Here is a 14,164-nt window from a genome sequence, read left to right as displayed (position 1 = left end):
AACGAACCCGCGCCGGACACGCGGAACGGGTGGAGAGCACATCCCGAACAGGAGGGCACCCGGAGTTACCGGAAGGGGGCGATCTGGTTCACCAGCGCCTTCCTGCTGCCGGCCGCGACCTTGCTCATGCGGCTCCGGCGCACCCGCGGACCGGCCGTGCCGCGGATGCCGGGTGGCTCAGCCCCGAAGCCGGCCGACAGGGCCCACGGGCACGCCCCCGGGCAACGCGTCCTCTCTAGTCAGGACCGCTCCAGTCGAACGGAAAGTGTTTGCTCGACTTCCCCGAGCGTTCCCAGGAGAAGCCGAACGCGTCGGCGCGGTCGGCAGTGGCCCGTCCCCAGGTGGCGATCTGGCCCGGCCCGACCTCGGCGCCCGGGGCGTTGTGGACCTGGACGCGTGCGCCGTCCGGCGTCGTCGGGCCGGTGAGTGCCTCGGCGGTGGCCGTGACCCGGCCGGGAATCTCGGCCCGCCAGGTGGCGAGGTCCTCGTCGATCTCGACGTGGAGGGGGGCGAAGTCCATGCCGCGCATCTCGGGGTGGAACATCTCCTCGAACTGCGCGGGCCACCCGCCCGCCTCACCGCCGAAGATGGCCCCGAGCGCGGCGCGCTGCTGCTCGTCGGCCCGTTCGTCGAGGAAGACCGCGGCGTACGAGTCGGTGTGCGTGCCGGCCCAGGGGTTGCCGACGAAGGAGCCGAGCATCAGGACGTTGAGATCGTCGAGCCGCACGTCGCCGAAGCCGCCTTCCCGGATGTGCCAGACCAGCACGCCTTCGCAGTCGCCGTAGGTCGGGGGCTGGGCGAACGTACAGGGGCACGGTATGGCGCACTTGCACACATCGAACCAATCACCGGCCAGGCGCCAGCGTGTACCGGTGGTGACTTGATCGGTCATCTCGCTTCCCTCCTGTCGAGCCCGAGGGGGAGCTCACTCGGAGTGGCGAGACCGCGTGTCCCGAGCCCGCGCCCGGGAGGACGAGGCCGCCTCCCTTCCAGCTTGCCCCTCACGTCCCGGTAGGGAAAACCAGGCACCGGGAGGTCAGACCGTCGCGCCTGCGAGAACGGAGGGGGAGCCGGGGCCGTGTCGTCATGCCGGAGATCACGGAGAACCACCTGGGCGCCGCGCACTCCCCCCGTCCGCCGGGCCGCACAGCGGCTCAGTTCCCGAGCCGCACCGGCAGCGTCGAGGAACTGTTCGAGAACAGGGACGGCACCGCCACGAGGTCGTCCGGATCGACGGCCAACGACAGATCCGGGTACCGCTCGAACACCGCGGGAAGGGCCAGTGCCGCCTCCAGACGTGCCAGTGGTGCGCCGAGGCAGAAGTGCGGGCCGTTACTGAAGGCCAGGTGCTTGCGCTGCTCCCGGGTGATGTCGAAGCGGTCGGCGTCCTCGCCGTGCTGGGCCGTATCCCGTCCGACAGCGCTGAACGGAGCCATGATCGCCTCGCCCTTCGGGATGCGCACTCCGGCGATCTCGACATCCTCCAGTGGATAGCGGAACGGGAAGTTGCCGATCGGAGCATCCCAGCGCAGCGTCTCCTCCACCACGTTCGCCCAGGTTTCCGCGTCCCCCCGTACGGCGATCTCCCGCTGGTCGGGATGGGTCAGCAGCGCGCGTACCGCATTGGTGATCAGGCTCAGCGTGGTTTCCTGTCCCGCCGAGAGCATGAGCAGCAGCGTGCCGACCAGCTCCTCCTCGCTCAGCGCGTCCGGGTCGGCGGCACGGGCCGCGATCAGCGCGCTGGTGAGGTCGTCGCCCGGCTCACGCCTACGGCCCTCGACCACCCGCGCCAGCAGCTCGTACTGCTCGATCTGGCTCGCCTGGACCTCCTCGGGTTGCAGATCGGAGCGGAAGATGTTGTCCATCAGCTCCTGCAGACGGGGACGCTCGTCGGCCGGCACCCCGAACAGTTCGCAGATGACCTGCATGGGCACGGGGTGCGCGAAGTGCCGGCGGAGGTCGACGCTGCCGTCGGCCGCGGCGTGCGACGGCAGGTCGTCCAGCAACTGCCCCACGATCTGCTGGATACGGGGACGCAGGTCCTGTACCCGGCGCGGGGTGAACGTCTGGGTGACGAGTTTGCGCAGGCGGCGGTGCTCCTGGCCGTCCGAGGTCACCATGTTGGTGACCTTCACCATGCCGATGAGCGGCCAGCCGTCCGCTATCTCATCCCGGATGATGGCGTTCCAGTTGCGCCAGTCCTTGCTGAAACGAGCGTCGGTGACCATGTCGTTCAGCAGGGCGTGGTCGGTCACCGACCAGGCCGTCACCTCCCCGGGCAGCCGGACCCGCACCACGGGGCCCAGCTCGCGGAGCCTGGCGGCCTCGCCGTGATGGTCCTTTCCGTGCGGATCCAGAGTGACGACAGGGATGTGCCCCTCGGCGGAGGAGTTCGTGGATGACGTCATGCTGGGCTGCTCCTTGTCTCAGGACCCGCCGCCGTGCGGGGGTCTTTTCGGGTGTGAGGGTTCACAGACCCGTGCCGGTGGGCACGCGGGCCGGTACGCGGGCTGCGGAGAACACGGTGGGCAGCGCCACCGGCACCCTGGTCCAGGGAGAGGGGCGCCAGGTCAGCTCGTCCGCGGAAACGGCGAGTCTCATGTCCGGCAGCAGATGCAGAGCGGTCTGCACCGCGGTACGGGTGATCAGCCGTGCGGGCACCTGCGCGGGACACACATGCGGGCCCGCGGAGAAGGCCAGATGCGAGCGGTTGCCCCACCCGTCGTCCGGACCGTCCTGTCGGACCTCCGGATCGTCGTTCGCGGCGGCAAGCCCGAGGATGAGGCAGTCGCCGCGGCGGATGGGCCGGCCTCCCAGCTCGGTGTCGTGGAGCGCGTACCGGGCGGGCATGTTGTTCATGGGCGGATCGCGCCACAGTGCCTCGTCGAGGGCGTCGTCCACTCCGAGCCGTCCGCCGTGCAGCCGGGCGGCGAACCGCGGATCCGTGAGCATGAGACGGAGTGTGTGGGATATCCACGCCGTGACCGTCTCATTGCCCGCGGAGATCATCACGACGATCGACTGCAGCCGCTCCGCCTCATTGCGCAGATTCGGGTGGTTGATGAAGACCGTCGTCATGTCGTCGGCCGGATTCCGCCGGCGCTCGCGCACCGTGTCGAGAAGGATCTGCTCGAAGTTGCGGTTACCCGCCTGGGAGTCGTCCGCGCTGCCGAACAGGGCGATGAGCGCGTCGAGCAGTTCGCGGCCCTCCTCACTGTCCAGGCCGAACAGCGAGGCGAGAGAGAGCATCGGGACGATCGTGGCGTACTCGTTGACCAGATCGGCGCTGCCGCGCTCGGAGAACGCCGCGATCAGATCCGTGCACAGCGCCTCCACCTCACGACGTACCCTGCGCTGGTCCATTCGCGCGATGCCGTCGTCGAGGGGCTTACGCAGGCGCCGGTGCTCGGGGCCGTCGGCCCCGATGACGTTGGCGCGCCAGCCCATCATCGGCAGGAGCCCCGAATGCGGCGGGACGATCCCCTCGTTGAGATCACGCCAGTTGCGGGCGTCGCGGGAGAACAGCTGCTCCTGCCGGGTGATGACCAGCATCTCCCGGTACCCCATCACCAGCCAGGCGGACACACCCGGCTCCAGCTCGACCTTCGCGACGCTGCCCCACTTCTCGCGGAGGTCGCGGTACACCGCACGCGGGTCGGAGGAACCGACCACGGCGGCAAGCGGAACCGGGCCCTTGCTGTGGTGTGCGTGCGCCGGGCACCCCGGCGGCGGCAGCATGTTCATGAGGCGGCCCCCGCGGCCCCCGCCGCACTCCTGCCCGACACGTGTTGCACCAGGGTGATCAGGGCATCGACCGATGAGGTCCGGTGGCGGGCGTCGCAGGTCACGATGGGTGTTTCCGGGAGCAGATCGAGTGCGCCGCGCAGCTCCTCCTCGGAGTACACCTCGCTGTCCGGGAACTGATTGATCGCCACCGCGAACGGGAGCCCCCGGATCTCCAGTTGCTCCAGGACGTCGAAGCTGTCCTCCAGCCTGCGGGTGTCGATCAGCACGAGCACCCCCAGAGCGCCCTCGGCCAACCCCTCCCACAGATCCCAGAACCGCCGCTGCCCCGGGGTGCCGAACAGATACATGACCAGCCGGGAGTTGAGCGTGACACGGCCGAAGTCCATGGCGACGGTGGTGGTCGTCTTGTCTTCCAGACCGGCCAGTTCGTCGACGCCCACACTCGCTTCCGTCATGACCTCCTCTGTGCGCAGCGGTTCGATCTCGCTGACGGACCCGACGAGCGTCGTCTTGCCCACGCCGAACGCGCCCACGACGAGGATCTTGACGGCCTGCTGCACCGTGTCGGGCAAATACCGGTCAGCGGAGCCGGCGGAGACCATCCAGTACCTCCTGTAGCAGTTGCTTGTCGGGCTGTGCGGCCCGTGGAATACCGGAGCGCGCGGACAGATGTCCACTGTCGACGAGGTCGGACGCCAGCACCTTCACCAGACTGACGGGCAGTCGGAGATGGGCGGCGGCCTCCACCAGCGACAGGAGCTGCGCGCACATCCGTACGAGGGCGATCTCCTCCCTGGTGGCGGAGACGGGGAGGGCCCGAGGAGGGTCGACCGCGACCAGGAGCGTTTCGACGCCGATGGTGTTGCGAGAGGGCCGGGAGCGCCCCTTGGTTATCACGTACGGGCGTAACGCACCGTCCGTGAAGCCCTCTCCCGGCCCGCTCACTCGGAGCCCTGGCGGGGCGGGCTGCTGAGGTTGCGCGCGCCGATCTTCATCACCTGCGCCTGCATCTGCCGCGCGACGAGCTTGGGGTCGACCACCGGCCCCGTCACCACGGCGAGATGCGCGCCGTTGGCGCTGCGCATGAACAGGAAACCCCCGTTGAACTCCACCATCTGCTGGTGCACGGCGCCGCCGTCCTCACCGAACTCCCGCCCGAGACCACGGCCGAGCGACTGAAGACCCGAGCAGCTCGCCGACAGCCGGTCGGCCAGGTCACGGTCCATGCCCTCCGAGTTGGCCAGCAGCAGACCGTCGGAACTGAAGACGATCGCCAGCCGTACGCCGGGCACTGCGGCGACCTCGGAGATCATCCAGCCGCGCTGGTCCGGGTTCTCCACGTAATTCATGCTCACATCTGTCCTTCCGAGGAATCGGGGTTGGGGGAGGGGCTGTACGGAGGGTCGTACGAGGTGTGATCCGGAGGCGCGGATCCGGACGGCGGGGGCGCGGATCCGGTCGAGGGGGGCGTGGTCCGGCCGCCCTCGAAGAACTGCTCCATCCAGTCGCCCGCGTCCTCCGGCGAACCCGGCGGAGTGACAGCGGTCGGCGCCTCCTCCACCGCGGGAACGTATCCGTCACGCCGCGACCGGCGCTGGGGCAGCCGGCGGTGACGGGCGCCCGGAACACGCGCGGCGGGCGGGGACGGCTCGGTCGACGGGGCGGGCTCGGCGGCGGGCTCCGGGGCCTGTACGGGAACGGAGTGATCGGGGGCGGCGGCCGGCGGGGGCTCGGGGGAGGGCGCGGCGGCCGGCGGCGTCGGTGGAACAGGGGGCTGTGCGGGGAGCACGCGTCCGCCGGGCGCCCCGGCGGGCGCGAGGGTCTTCAGGAGTTCGAGAGGCACCAGGATCACCGCACGGACGCCACCGTACGGTGACGGGCCGAGGTCGACGCTGAAACCGTGGCGGTGCGCGAAGCGGCCGACCACCGCGAAACCGGTCTGCGGGATCTCGCCGACGTCTCCGACGCCCAGGAGGCGGCGGCCCGAGACGATCTCGCGCGCCTCGGCCATCCGGTACTCGTCCAGGCCCAGGCCGCCGTCATCCACCTCGATGACCGCGCCGCGCTGCACCGTGCGCACGGTGACCGGCACGCTGGTCCTCGGCGGTGAGTACTCGGTCGCGTTGGCGAGCAGCTCCGAGACGAGGTGGATCAGAGGTTCGACCACCGACGCGGTGATGCCGACATCGGGATCGCCGGTCACCTCGACACGCTTGAACGAGACGATCCGGCCCGAAGCGGCGCGCACCACGTCGACCAGCGCCAGCGGCTTCTGCCACTGCTGGCCCGGCCACTCCCCGCACAGCACCTTGAGACTCTGGGCGTGCCTGGCCTGCTGCGTTGCCGCGTGGTCCACCTGCATCGTGGCCTCGAGCAGGTCCGAGTCGCCGGGGTGACGCTCCGCCACACCCGTGATCGTGGCCTGGATCCGGTGCGCCGAGGTCTGAACCCGGCTCGCCAGCTCCACCAGCGCGATGCGCTGCGACTCCTCACGGTCGTTGATCGCCTCGGACACATCCGAGAGCAACCGGTCGAACCACTTGGAGAGCTCCACCACCAGTGGCTCACCGCTCTCCGGGGACGAGGGAACCTCGTTCCTGCCCAGAGCGGCGGGAAGCCGCTCCGCCACGAGGAACTCCGCTTCCTGGAGGGCCGCACCGGACTGCTTGCGCACATATGCGTGCCAGTCGGCATCGCGGCGCGCGGCCTCCGCCTCCCGCTCACGTATCTCGGCGTGCAGGCGTGCTGCCTCCGCCACGCCTGCCCGGTGTTGCCCGTTCAGGCGGACGAGGCAGCCGAGGGCCAGAAGGGAGACGGCCGCATAGGCCGCGGCCGCAGCCACGCCGATGTCGGCGACGGGCACCATGGCCGCTGAGAACGCGAGGAACGTGAGCGCGAGAGCCACTGCCCACAGGGTGCTGCTCCCTCGGGGTTTGACAGTGGACGCGGGGGAACGAGCCATGGAAAACCTTTGAGTCGGCGGTAAGTCGATGTCCGGTGGACGCGAGGTGTAGGACATCAAGAGATGCGCGGTGGGGGGAGGACTGGGTGAGCGGCAGTACGGGGGCGCGAAGCCTTGGACGCACCGTCGGCATGACCCGGGTCAGTCATCGTCTTCATGGAGGACCATTTCTGCACCAGAGGTTGTTCGAAGATCGTATCTTCGATTCACCCCAGCGGAGGCGTCGCGTTCTGCGAACCGGCTTTGCCCGATTGCCCCTTGGGCACGCCGACCCCCAGGTCACCGGGCGCGGGGACCCCGTTGGGCGGGCCGGACAGGGAAGGGGTGCGGTGAGGGGAAACCGGCCGACAGGTCATCAGGCGGTGCGGCGTCTCCCCGCGTCGATTCCTGACGGGGGCTCCCTCGACACGCAGAACTCGACAGGGAACGACTTCCAGGCGAACCGAGCGCTCACTTGAGGGATGCGGAGTCCGGCTCCGGGTGTCGCGGTCAGGGTTTGCGAAAGCGGGTGGTTCTCTCCAGCCGCTCGCCACTCTTCTCCGCGCGGTTTCGGATATCCGATATCGGCACCATGTCGCCTTTCAGGCCCTCCGGCGCGCGAGGGAAGGGTGAAAATCCGGCGTGTGTGCGGGGTGGGGTGAGAATTTTGAAGTGAGCATGATGACTGTCGTCCGGCGGTGGAAATGCCGCCGACGTCCCGGCCGAATTCCTCCCACGCGCGTCGGTCGATCACTCCTCCGCCTGAAGGACGAACCATGCCACTTCGTTCCAGGGTGAGCCGCCGAACTTGCCTCGCCCTGGCGGAAGTTGCCGCGGGTGGTCTCGCCGTCGCAGGCATCACGCCACTTCTCTCGGCCGCGACCGCTGCCTCGACCACCTCGTCGTCCCAGGCCGGTTCGGTCCAGGCGCGGAACGACACCGTCACCCCGGCCGAGATGCTCCGCCGGGCCGGCCGCCGGGCCGTGCGGTCGGCACCCGCTGACCGTTCACGGCAGTCACGGCAGTCACGGCAGCCGGTGCCCGCCCCGCCCCGATATTCGGGGGTGAGGGTGGGGTTCGCGCTTTCGGCCCGAGCCCTGCCGGCAGTGGCCGTCCGCCCAGCCGTTTCCGTCATCGGCCCGCACGGGGAGCGGCTGATCTGCCCCGACTCCCTCAGACCCGGGGCAGACCACTCGCACCTGTCCCGACTCCACGCGACTCGGAACAGGCCCGAGTCCCCACCGAACCCGGAGCGGTTCACCGAGAGCTGACCCGGGAAGCGCAGACGGGGAGCGTGCAGCGGTTCCCCAGCCCGGAGCCTGGTCAGGGAGGCGGGATCCGCGAAGCGCCGGGACAGGGGCCACCCGTGCTTGCCGTCAGGGTGATCGCTGGTGCCGTGCCCGGCGCGTTGGTCGCGGGGGTCGTGCGCACGGCCCGGTCCCGGGAGATCCTCGGCGCTTCGGTCGTCGGGTGTCCTGTCGAGTCATGAGCGCCGGGAGCGTGGCGGTCTTCTCCGCCGTGAGGGCCGGTGACCGGACCGGTCCCGGACCGGGGCCTTCGCTGCTCACATGGGCGGGGCGGGACGGGGCACCTGTATGTCCGTCCACCAGCGAAGGGAGCCGATCATGGCAGTCGTCGCCGTCATCGCCGTGTGTGTGGTCCTGGCCTTCCTCGTCCCCCGTCCCTCCCGCCATCCCGAACGCGGCACGCAACGTACGCTCGGCGCCGGGGCGCGGGCCGGCGGCAAGGCGCCCGGCATCCTGGGCCGGCTCTTCAGCAAGCCCTTCCACACCGGTTCGCGTGCGGTGAGCCGCAGCGGTTCGGCAGGCCGCCGCTCCCGCGGCCGTATGCCCTTGTGACCGGCTGTGCGAACCGAGCGGGGAGCCAGGTGATGAACGCCGAAGACGCGGACAAGCTGCTGGACGGGCTGACGGTGGACACCCGGCGGCGAGAGCAGCCGATCGTGCTGGACGCGGACGGGCGTTCCCTCCGGACATGGCGGGAGAACCATCCGTACGACCGCAAGGTGAGCCGCAAGGAGTACGAGCGGACCAAGCGCGTCCTGCAGATCGAGCTGCTCAAGCTCCAGCGGTGGGTCAAGGACACCGGCGCACGCCTGGTCGTCGTGTGCGAGGGGCGTGACGCGGCGGGCAAGGGCGGCACGATCCAGCGGTTCACCGAGCGGCTCAACCCGCGTGGCGCACGCGTGGTCGCCCTGGACAAACCCACCGAACGCGAGAGGGGCCAGTGGTACTTCCAGCGGCACGTCGCGCATCTGCCGACGGCCGGGGAGATCGTCTTCTTCGACCGCTCCTGGTACAACCGGGCCGGCGTGGAGCGCGTGATGGGATATTGCTCCAAGGACGAGTACGAGCTGTTCCTCGACCAGTGCCCGGCCTTCGAGCGGATGCTGGTCGACGACGGCATCCTGCTGGTGAAGTTCTGGTTCTCCGTGTCCCGCTCCGAGCAGCGCACGCGCTTCGCGATCCGGCAGGTCGACCCGGTGCGCCAGTGGAAGCTCTCGCCCACCGACCTGGCGTCGCTGGACCTCTGGGACGACTACACCGAGGCGAAGGTCGACATGTTCCGCGCCACGGACACCGCCCACGCCCCCTGGACCGTCGTCAAGAGCAACGACAAGCGGCGCGCCCGGCTGGAGACCATGCGCAGTCTGCTGTCGCGCATCGACTACGCCAGCAAGGACGGCGAGGCGGTCGGCACACCCGACCCCCTCATCGTCGGCGCCGCCGACACCCTTCTGGAGCCCGGTGAGGAGGACACCGCCCTGTCACCCACTCCGTTGTCCCCCCGCGCCGAGGGGCCCGGCAAGCACCCCGGGACCGACTGACGCCACGGGCTGTGAGGTTCCCCGAGATCCGGGAGGCGGCGGCCTGACGGGGTGGATCGCCTGGTTCCCCGCGTTCCGCGGACCGGCACGTCGGCCTCGGCGGCCACTTCCGCGCCACCCCGGACCCCGGACCCCGAAGGCCCTCACCCCTCCGAGCACCCGGTCCGCGTATCACCACCGTCCCGGGACAGCACGGCTAGCCGCCCACGTACCAGCTGAATCCGCCGTTGCCGGCGGCGACGGCCAGGAGCACGAGCCAGAGGACCACGTCGACGACGCCGAGGATGATGCCGGCCTTCGCCGTTCCGGCGCCGTTCTTGACTGCTGCCCGGCGGCGGGCGAGGGCACCGAAGATGATGGCCAAGGGGCCCAGAACGATGCTCAGGACGAACAGTCCGACGATGCCGCAGCAGAGACTCGCGATCGCCGGGCCATCGGTGCGCGATCCGGAGGACGCGGCAGAGGAACTGCCGTAACTCGTCATGGGATAATCCCGGTTGCCGGTTGCACGGACCGAACAGGCCGCACTCTCCTTAGTTTTGACCTGCTTGTCCGAAAGCGGGCGCCACGAGGCCGATGCTCCTTACACGGCGGCCTCGTGCCCCTGCCGGTCCGTAGTGATCCTCGTACGTCCGCCGAACGGACTCCCTGACATCACCGTCACCGCTGTGGCACCGCGGGTTTCCACGGGCGTGGCCCGCGACGATGTCCGTCCTGCCGCTCGCCGGTGATGTTGCCGACTGCGACGACCGCGTTCCAGGGAGCCCACCAGTCGGAGAACGCCCTCACGCAGGAGCCGGGGGGCGTCGTCTCAGGCGGCCTGCTGCGGTGGGCGCGACCAACAGTACTGAGAACAGCAGTGGTCGGGCTGCTGTCAGCGTCGTAGGCGGGGTTGTCAAGACCATGTCCTGCACCGGAGCCGGGGGGCTCGCGGGACGGCGACGGACCCGCCGCAACCCGGGCTGTGATCTTCTCGTCTTGCTTCGGCGGGCAGCTCTTCGCGAAGGAAAAGCGGTTCCGGCCGGAAGGCGACGAGCGAAACCCGCCCTGACATGGCCAACATCTACAAAGAAACCAAAAATTGAGATACATACCACCGCGGGACTCTCCGCGAATAAACCGGAGAACCGCGTTCTCCGAGGGGCGCCGACCACGGGCGAGACTCTGGGCCGTGGCGGGTGTCGTGGCCCTCGGATTCCTCATTGCGCTGGAGTTCGCCGCGCGTCGCTACGGCCTGCCAGGGCCGATCACCCACCAGGTGCGGGAGGTGGTGGTCGCCCCCAAGTCGGGCGGCCTGTTGTACGCCGCCATGGCGTTGATGATGGTGGTCCTCACCTGGCGGCAACGGTTCATCGCGGCGGGTGCGGCGATCGGTATCGATATCGCCTTCTCGCTGGTCCGGTGGGCGGTGGACGCCGAGACGGCCGGCGGCCACCCCTTCGGCAACGGCGCGTTGTGGGTGATCCTGGGCTACTCGGTCATCGCTGTCACTCGCCGCACCGGCCGGGAACGCGTCCTGCTGCTGAAGGGAGTCGGGCTGGGCCTGCTGCTGGTGGCCGGTCGCAAGGCCGGCGACACCTGGCTGCTCATCACCTCGAAGACCCGCCCAGCGGTGCTCGACCAGTACGTGGCAACAGCCGATCACGCGCTGGGCAATCCGTCGTGGCTGGTAGGCCGGATCGTCACGGCCACCGGCCCCATCGGCTTCAATCTCCTCGACATCGTCTACGGTCAGCTCCCGGTGGCCGCAGTCGTCGTCGCGCTGTATCAACTGCGCGGCGTGGCGGTCGAGCGCCGTTTCCCGGGCCACCACCTGGTGCGCACCTTTCTGGTGATCGGCCTTCTCGGACCGGCCTTCTACATGATCTTCCCGGTGGTCGGACCGCTCTTCGCCTACGGCACCGGCACCGAGTACTGGGCGACGGTCAGTCTGTGGGCGCCGGACATTCCGTCCAGCGGGCACTGGGCGGTGGCCGACCTGTGGCCACAAACGCCGCCGCCGATCAATACCCCGCACCCCATGCCTTTCGACGGGATCACCCCGCGGAACTGCATGCCCAGCCTGCACACGGCGTGGGCCACCGCGCTCTTCATCCATTCCCGGAAGGGTCCACGCGTTCTGCGGTACGCAGGCACGTTCTGGCTGATTGCCACGCTCGCCGCAACGCTGGGATTCGGCTACCACTACGGCGTGGATCTCATTGCCGGCGTGGTGTTCGTGCTCACGATCGAGGCAGCTCTGCGGTCGCTCGACCACGGCTGGGATCGGTCAGGGATCCGGCTGGTCGCATACGGAGCAACGGTCTTCGCCGCGCTGTTGGTGTCCTACCGCTTCCTCCCGTTGAAGATGGCCGAGCATCCGTGGGTGTCCGGACCACTGCTCATGCTGGCGATGACCTCGGTGGTCTACGGCTACGTACGGACCACCGCAGCGTGGGAACCGAGGGCCACACCAGCGCGACAACCGAAACCGCAACCAGAACCGATCTGAATCGTGCTGCACCAGGTTGTCGGCTGCGCGCCGCCCGAGTGAGGCCGGGATGTCGGCGTCACAAGGGCACCCGTGCCGTCGAGACGCCGACCTCAGGCCGTTGCCGCCCTGCATGACGCAGGTCCCACGGGAGGACGCCCCTCCTGGACCGGCTGAAGGGATCGGGACATCACCTCAAGGAGCCAGAGGGATGTGGCTGCCCGCATGGTGCGAGCACCACTCGCGTATCCGGGATCGGGCATGGAGAGGTCGCCTCTCTCGACAGCACCGCACGTCATGGTGATGCACTTGGCGGCAGGTTGGACCTGGTCGCCGTCTTCGGTGACCACATGCTGCGGATGCCGAAAAACGGTGATCAGGGCAGCGTGGCGGCGTAGCGGGTCCGAAGGTTTTGGGGCGGTGCCATGCAGCGTGCACCGCCCCGCGGTGTTCTTCCGGGAACAGCAGGCTGAGGGCTCCCCCGTGTGGTCTTGCACTGCTCGGCGTGAAAGGAGCAGGTCAGCGATACATGTCGGTATGAGAGCAGAGACCGCCGACAACCGGCCGGTCTCCACCGGGCGCTCGTGCCCGCCGGGTGCCCGATCTCCGAAGGTGCGGAGGGGTGAAAAGTGCCGCGAAGTCGGTGGCAAAGCGAAAGTCCCAGGTCACTGACCTGGGACTTCCCTCTGGAGCGGGTGACGAGAACCGAACTCGCGCTCTCAGCTCGGGAAGCTGCGATCATTCGGGGCCGGTTCGGGCGCTGACCCGGGCGAAAGCCCGCGGTGCGGTCGCGCGGGGCTTGGCTGCTCTCGCCGTGGTTCCCCGTTGTTCCCCGCCTCATCTGGTGCGCTTGTGGTGCGTCCGCCGACGCCTCGCGTTACTCGGCACAGGTCTACAGATCCACACGTGTCTCATTTCGGAGAGTCGGACGTCGGGGATCGTGAACGGCGGAAAGCCCTCGGGTAGTTCTCCGATCAGGTTGGTGCCGTGCCCGTCGAGGTCGAAGACGGTGGCCGCGGCGATCGCCAGGACCACCCTCGCGAGCACCGCGGGGACCTTCGGCAGGAGGCGCTGCAGGACCAGGATCAGCGCGACCCCGCAGCCGCCGACCGCGGCCGCCGACCGCGGCGGCGGCCGGCACCGCCGCCCCGTCGGCGAGTTTCTGCACGAAGCCGACGCACTCGCCGATCAGGTTGTCCGCCTCGACCTTGAAGCCGAGCAGCTTGGGCAGCTGACCGATCAGAATGGTCAGGGCCAGGCCGTTCATGTAGCCGATCATCGTGGGTTTGGAGATCGGATCGGCGATGAAGCCGAGCTTCGCCACCGAGGCGAAGATCATGACGGCCGCCACCATGATCGCGAGCATCGATGCCAGCGCGACGGCCCGGTCGGGGTCCCCGTCTGCCGCCACCAGGGGCAGCACGGTCGCGGCGATCATCGGCCCCAACGAAGAATCCGGCCCCAGCACCAGGATCCGGGACGGCCCGCACACCGCGTAACCGATCAGACAGAGAATCGTCGTGTACAGGCCGGTGATGGGCGGCAGGTCCGCCAACTCTGCGTACGCCATGCCCTGTGGCACCAGTAGCGTGGTCAGGACGACTCCCGCGACCAGGTCCTTGACCAGCCACTCGCGTCGGTAGGACGACACCGCACGGATCCCGGGAACGGCCCGCAACCGGGGGAGAAGCCTGCGGCTCTTGTGCCGGGTCGTCACGGATCGTCCTTCCGGTCTGTCCCGCTGCTCGTATCAGGCGCCTCTCGACCTGCGGGCCAGGAGCTTGCCCAGCTCCCACAGGAGCAGGAGCAGGAGCACGAGGACGGCCGGCAGCGCCCAGCCGAACTGCCGCGCGTTGACCCGGGTCGTTCCGAGGATGCGGCGGAAGCCGTCCATCTGGGTCACCAGCACCGCGAGCACGAACTGGGCCAGCGCCACCCAGTTCATCTGCCTGCTGTCGGAGGTGGACGTCGTCAGCACCGAATCCCTCTCGCTGCGGCACTCGAACGCGGACACGATCAGACAGAGGGCGAAGGCGGTGAACGCCGCTGCGATCTCTTCGGGAGTGCGCACGTACCAGCCGTCCTCCGAAGCCCGAGGCTGTTCCCCACGGAACTCGAACGCACCGTCATCGTTCTCTCTCCGATCCGTGGCCGCGGA

12 protein-coding genes and 1 pseudogene are annotated in these 14,164 nt (G+C 69.2%); 3 read left to right on the top strand and 10 right to left on the bottom strand.

The genetic code is table 11. The annotated features are described in order from the left end of the window. Positions 1-235: 235 nt before the first annotated feature. The 7 genes from WJ438_RS19415 to WJ438_RS19385 all read right to left on the bottom strand — a co-directional run bounded on the left by WJ438_RS19415 (position 236) and on the right by WJ438_RS19385 (position 6,652). Positions 236-892 carry a DUF1326 domain-containing protein gene (locus WJ438_RS19415; protein WP_406726382.1) on the bottom strand — a complete coding sequence of 219 codons (657 nt, stop codon included), beginning with the start codon at positions 890-892 and terminating at the stop codon, positions 236-238. A gap of 262 nt (positions 893-1,154) precedes the next feature. Further along, complete coding sequence (locus WJ438_RS19410; RefSeq protein ID WP_406726381.1) at positions 1,155-2,408, bottom strand: cytochrome P450; 1,254 nt, start codon at positions 2,406-2,408, stop codon at positions 1,155-1,157. A 61-nt stretch (positions 2,409-2,469) separates the two neighbouring features. Then, entirely contained in the window at positions 2,470-3,744 is a 1,275-nt protein-coding gene (locus tag WJ438_RS19405) for a cytochrome P450 (RefSeq protein WP_406726380.1), read from the bottom strand. After that, positions 3,741-4,349, bottom strand: coding sequence for a GTP-binding protein (locus WJ438_RS19400; RefSeq protein ID WP_406726379.1), 609 nt, complete (start codon positions 4,347-4,349; stop codon positions 3,741-3,743). Before WJ438_RS19400 ends, WJ438_RS19405 begins: the two co-directional genes overlap by 4 nt. Then, entirely contained in the window at positions 4,327-4,692 is a 366-nt protein-coding gene (locus tag WJ438_RS19395; protein WP_406726378.1) for a DUF742 domain-containing protein, read from the bottom strand. Before WJ438_RS19395 ends, WJ438_RS19400 begins: the two co-directional genes overlap by 23 nt. Further along, the gene (locus tag WJ438_RS19390; protein WP_406726377.1) at positions 4,689-5,096 is read right to left on the bottom strand and encodes a roadblock/LC7 domain-containing protein; all 408 of its coding nucleotides are present in this window, start codon (positions 5,094-5,096) and stop codon (positions 4,689-4,691) included. Before WJ438_RS19390 ends, WJ438_RS19395 begins: the two co-directional genes overlap by 4 nt. A gap of 2 nt (positions 5,097-5,098) precedes the next feature. After that, entirely contained in the window at positions 5,099-6,652 is a 1,554-nt protein-coding gene (locus WJ438_RS19385) for an ATP-binding protein (RefSeq protein ID WP_406726376.1), read from the bottom strand. Positions 6,653-8,313: 1,661 nt separating this feature from the next. Here WJ438_RS19385 and WJ438_RS19380 point away from each other — a divergent pair. Both WJ438_RS19380 and ppk2 read left to right on the top strand, forming a co-directional pair. Next, the gene (locus WJ438_RS19380; RefSeq protein ID WP_406726375.1) at positions 8,314-8,547 is read left to right on the top strand and encodes a DUF6411 family protein; all 234 of its coding nucleotides are present in this window, start codon (positions 8,314-8,316) and stop codon (positions 8,545-8,547) included. A 32-nt stretch (positions 8,548-8,579) separates the two neighbouring features. Beyond that, positions 8,580-9,536 (top strand): polyphosphate kinase 2, encoded by a 957-nt coding sequence (ppk2, locus tag WJ438_RS19375; RefSeq protein WP_406726374.1) that lies wholly within the window; start codon positions 8,580-8,582, stop codon positions 9,534-9,536. Between the two features lie 196 nt (positions 9,537-9,732). Here ppk2 and WJ438_RS19370 read toward each other — a convergent pair whose 3' ends face one another. Next, positions 9,733-10,020: a DUF4190 domain-containing protein gene (locus WJ438_RS19370; protein ID WP_406726373.1), complete on the bottom strand. Its 288-nt coding sequence runs from the start codon at positions 10,018-10,020 to the stop codon at positions 9,733-9,735. A gap of 687 nt (positions 10,021-10,707) precedes the next feature. Here WJ438_RS19370 and WJ438_RS19365 point away from each other — a divergent pair. Then, positions 10,708-12,027: a phosphatase PAP2 family protein gene (locus tag WJ438_RS19365; RefSeq protein ID WP_406726372.1), complete on the top strand. Its 1,320-nt coding sequence runs from the start codon at positions 10,708-10,710 to the stop codon at positions 12,025-12,027. Positions 12,028-12,918: 891 nt separating this feature from the next. Here WJ438_RS19365 and WJ438_RS19360 read toward each other — a convergent pair. Then, positions 12,919-13,723, bottom strand: a pseudogene (locus WJ438_RS19360) (SulP family inorganic anion transporter); the annotation flags it as partial. Between the two features lie 33 nt (positions 13,724-13,756). After that, positions 13,757-14,077: a cation-translocating P-type ATPase C-terminal domain-containing protein gene (locus tag WJ438_RS19355; RefSeq protein WP_406726371.1), complete on the bottom strand. Its 321-nt coding sequence runs from the start codon at positions 14,075-14,077 to the stop codon at positions 13,757-13,759. Positions 14,078-14,164: the final 87 nt, after the last annotated feature.

Origin of the sequence: Streptomyces sp. GD-15H (genome assembly GCF_045291515.1) — a bacterium.
Classification (GTDB): Bacteria; Actinomycetota; Actinomycetes; order Streptomycetales; family Streptomycetaceae; genus Streptomyces.
Note: the sequence above shows the minus strand (reverse complement) of the source record. Positions and strands in the feature narration are given on the sequence as shown.

What these genes read in the sequence shown, in the direction of transcription:
- WJ438_RS19370 (WP_406726373.1), bottom strand. Translation starts at nt 10,020, where the DNA reads ATGACGAGTTACGGCAGTTCCTCTGCCGCGTCCTCCGGATCGCGCACC.
- WJ438_RS19400 (WP_406726379.1), bottom strand. Translation starts at nt 4,349, where the DNA reads ATGGTCTCCGCCGGCTCCGCTGACCGGTATTTGCCCGACACGGTGCAG.
- WJ438_RS19390 (WP_406726377.1), bottom strand. Translation starts at nt 5,096, where the DNA reads ATGAATTACGTGGAGAACCCGGACCAGCGCGGCTGGATGATCTCCGAG.
- ppk2 (WP_406726374.1), top strand. Translation starts at nt 8,580, where the DNA reads ATGAACGCCGAAGACGCGGACAAGCTGCTGGACGGGCTGACGGTGGAC.
- WJ438_RS19415 (WP_406726382.1), bottom strand. Translation starts at nt 892, where the DNA reads ATGACCGATCAAGTCACCACCGGTACACGCTGGCGCCTGGCCGGTGAT.
- WJ438_RS19410 (WP_406726381.1), bottom strand. Translation starts at nt 2,408, where the DNA reads ATGACGTCATCCACGAACTCCTCCGCCGAGGGGCACATCCCTGTCGTC.
- WJ438_RS19380 (WP_406726375.1), top strand. Translation starts at nt 8,314, where the DNA reads ATGGCAGTCGTCGCCGTCATCGCCGTGTGTGTGGTCCTGGCCTTCCTC.
- WJ438_RS19405 (WP_406726380.1), bottom strand. Translation starts at nt 3,744, where the DNA reads ATGAACATGCTGCCGCCGCCGGGGTGCCCGGCGCACGCACACCACAGC.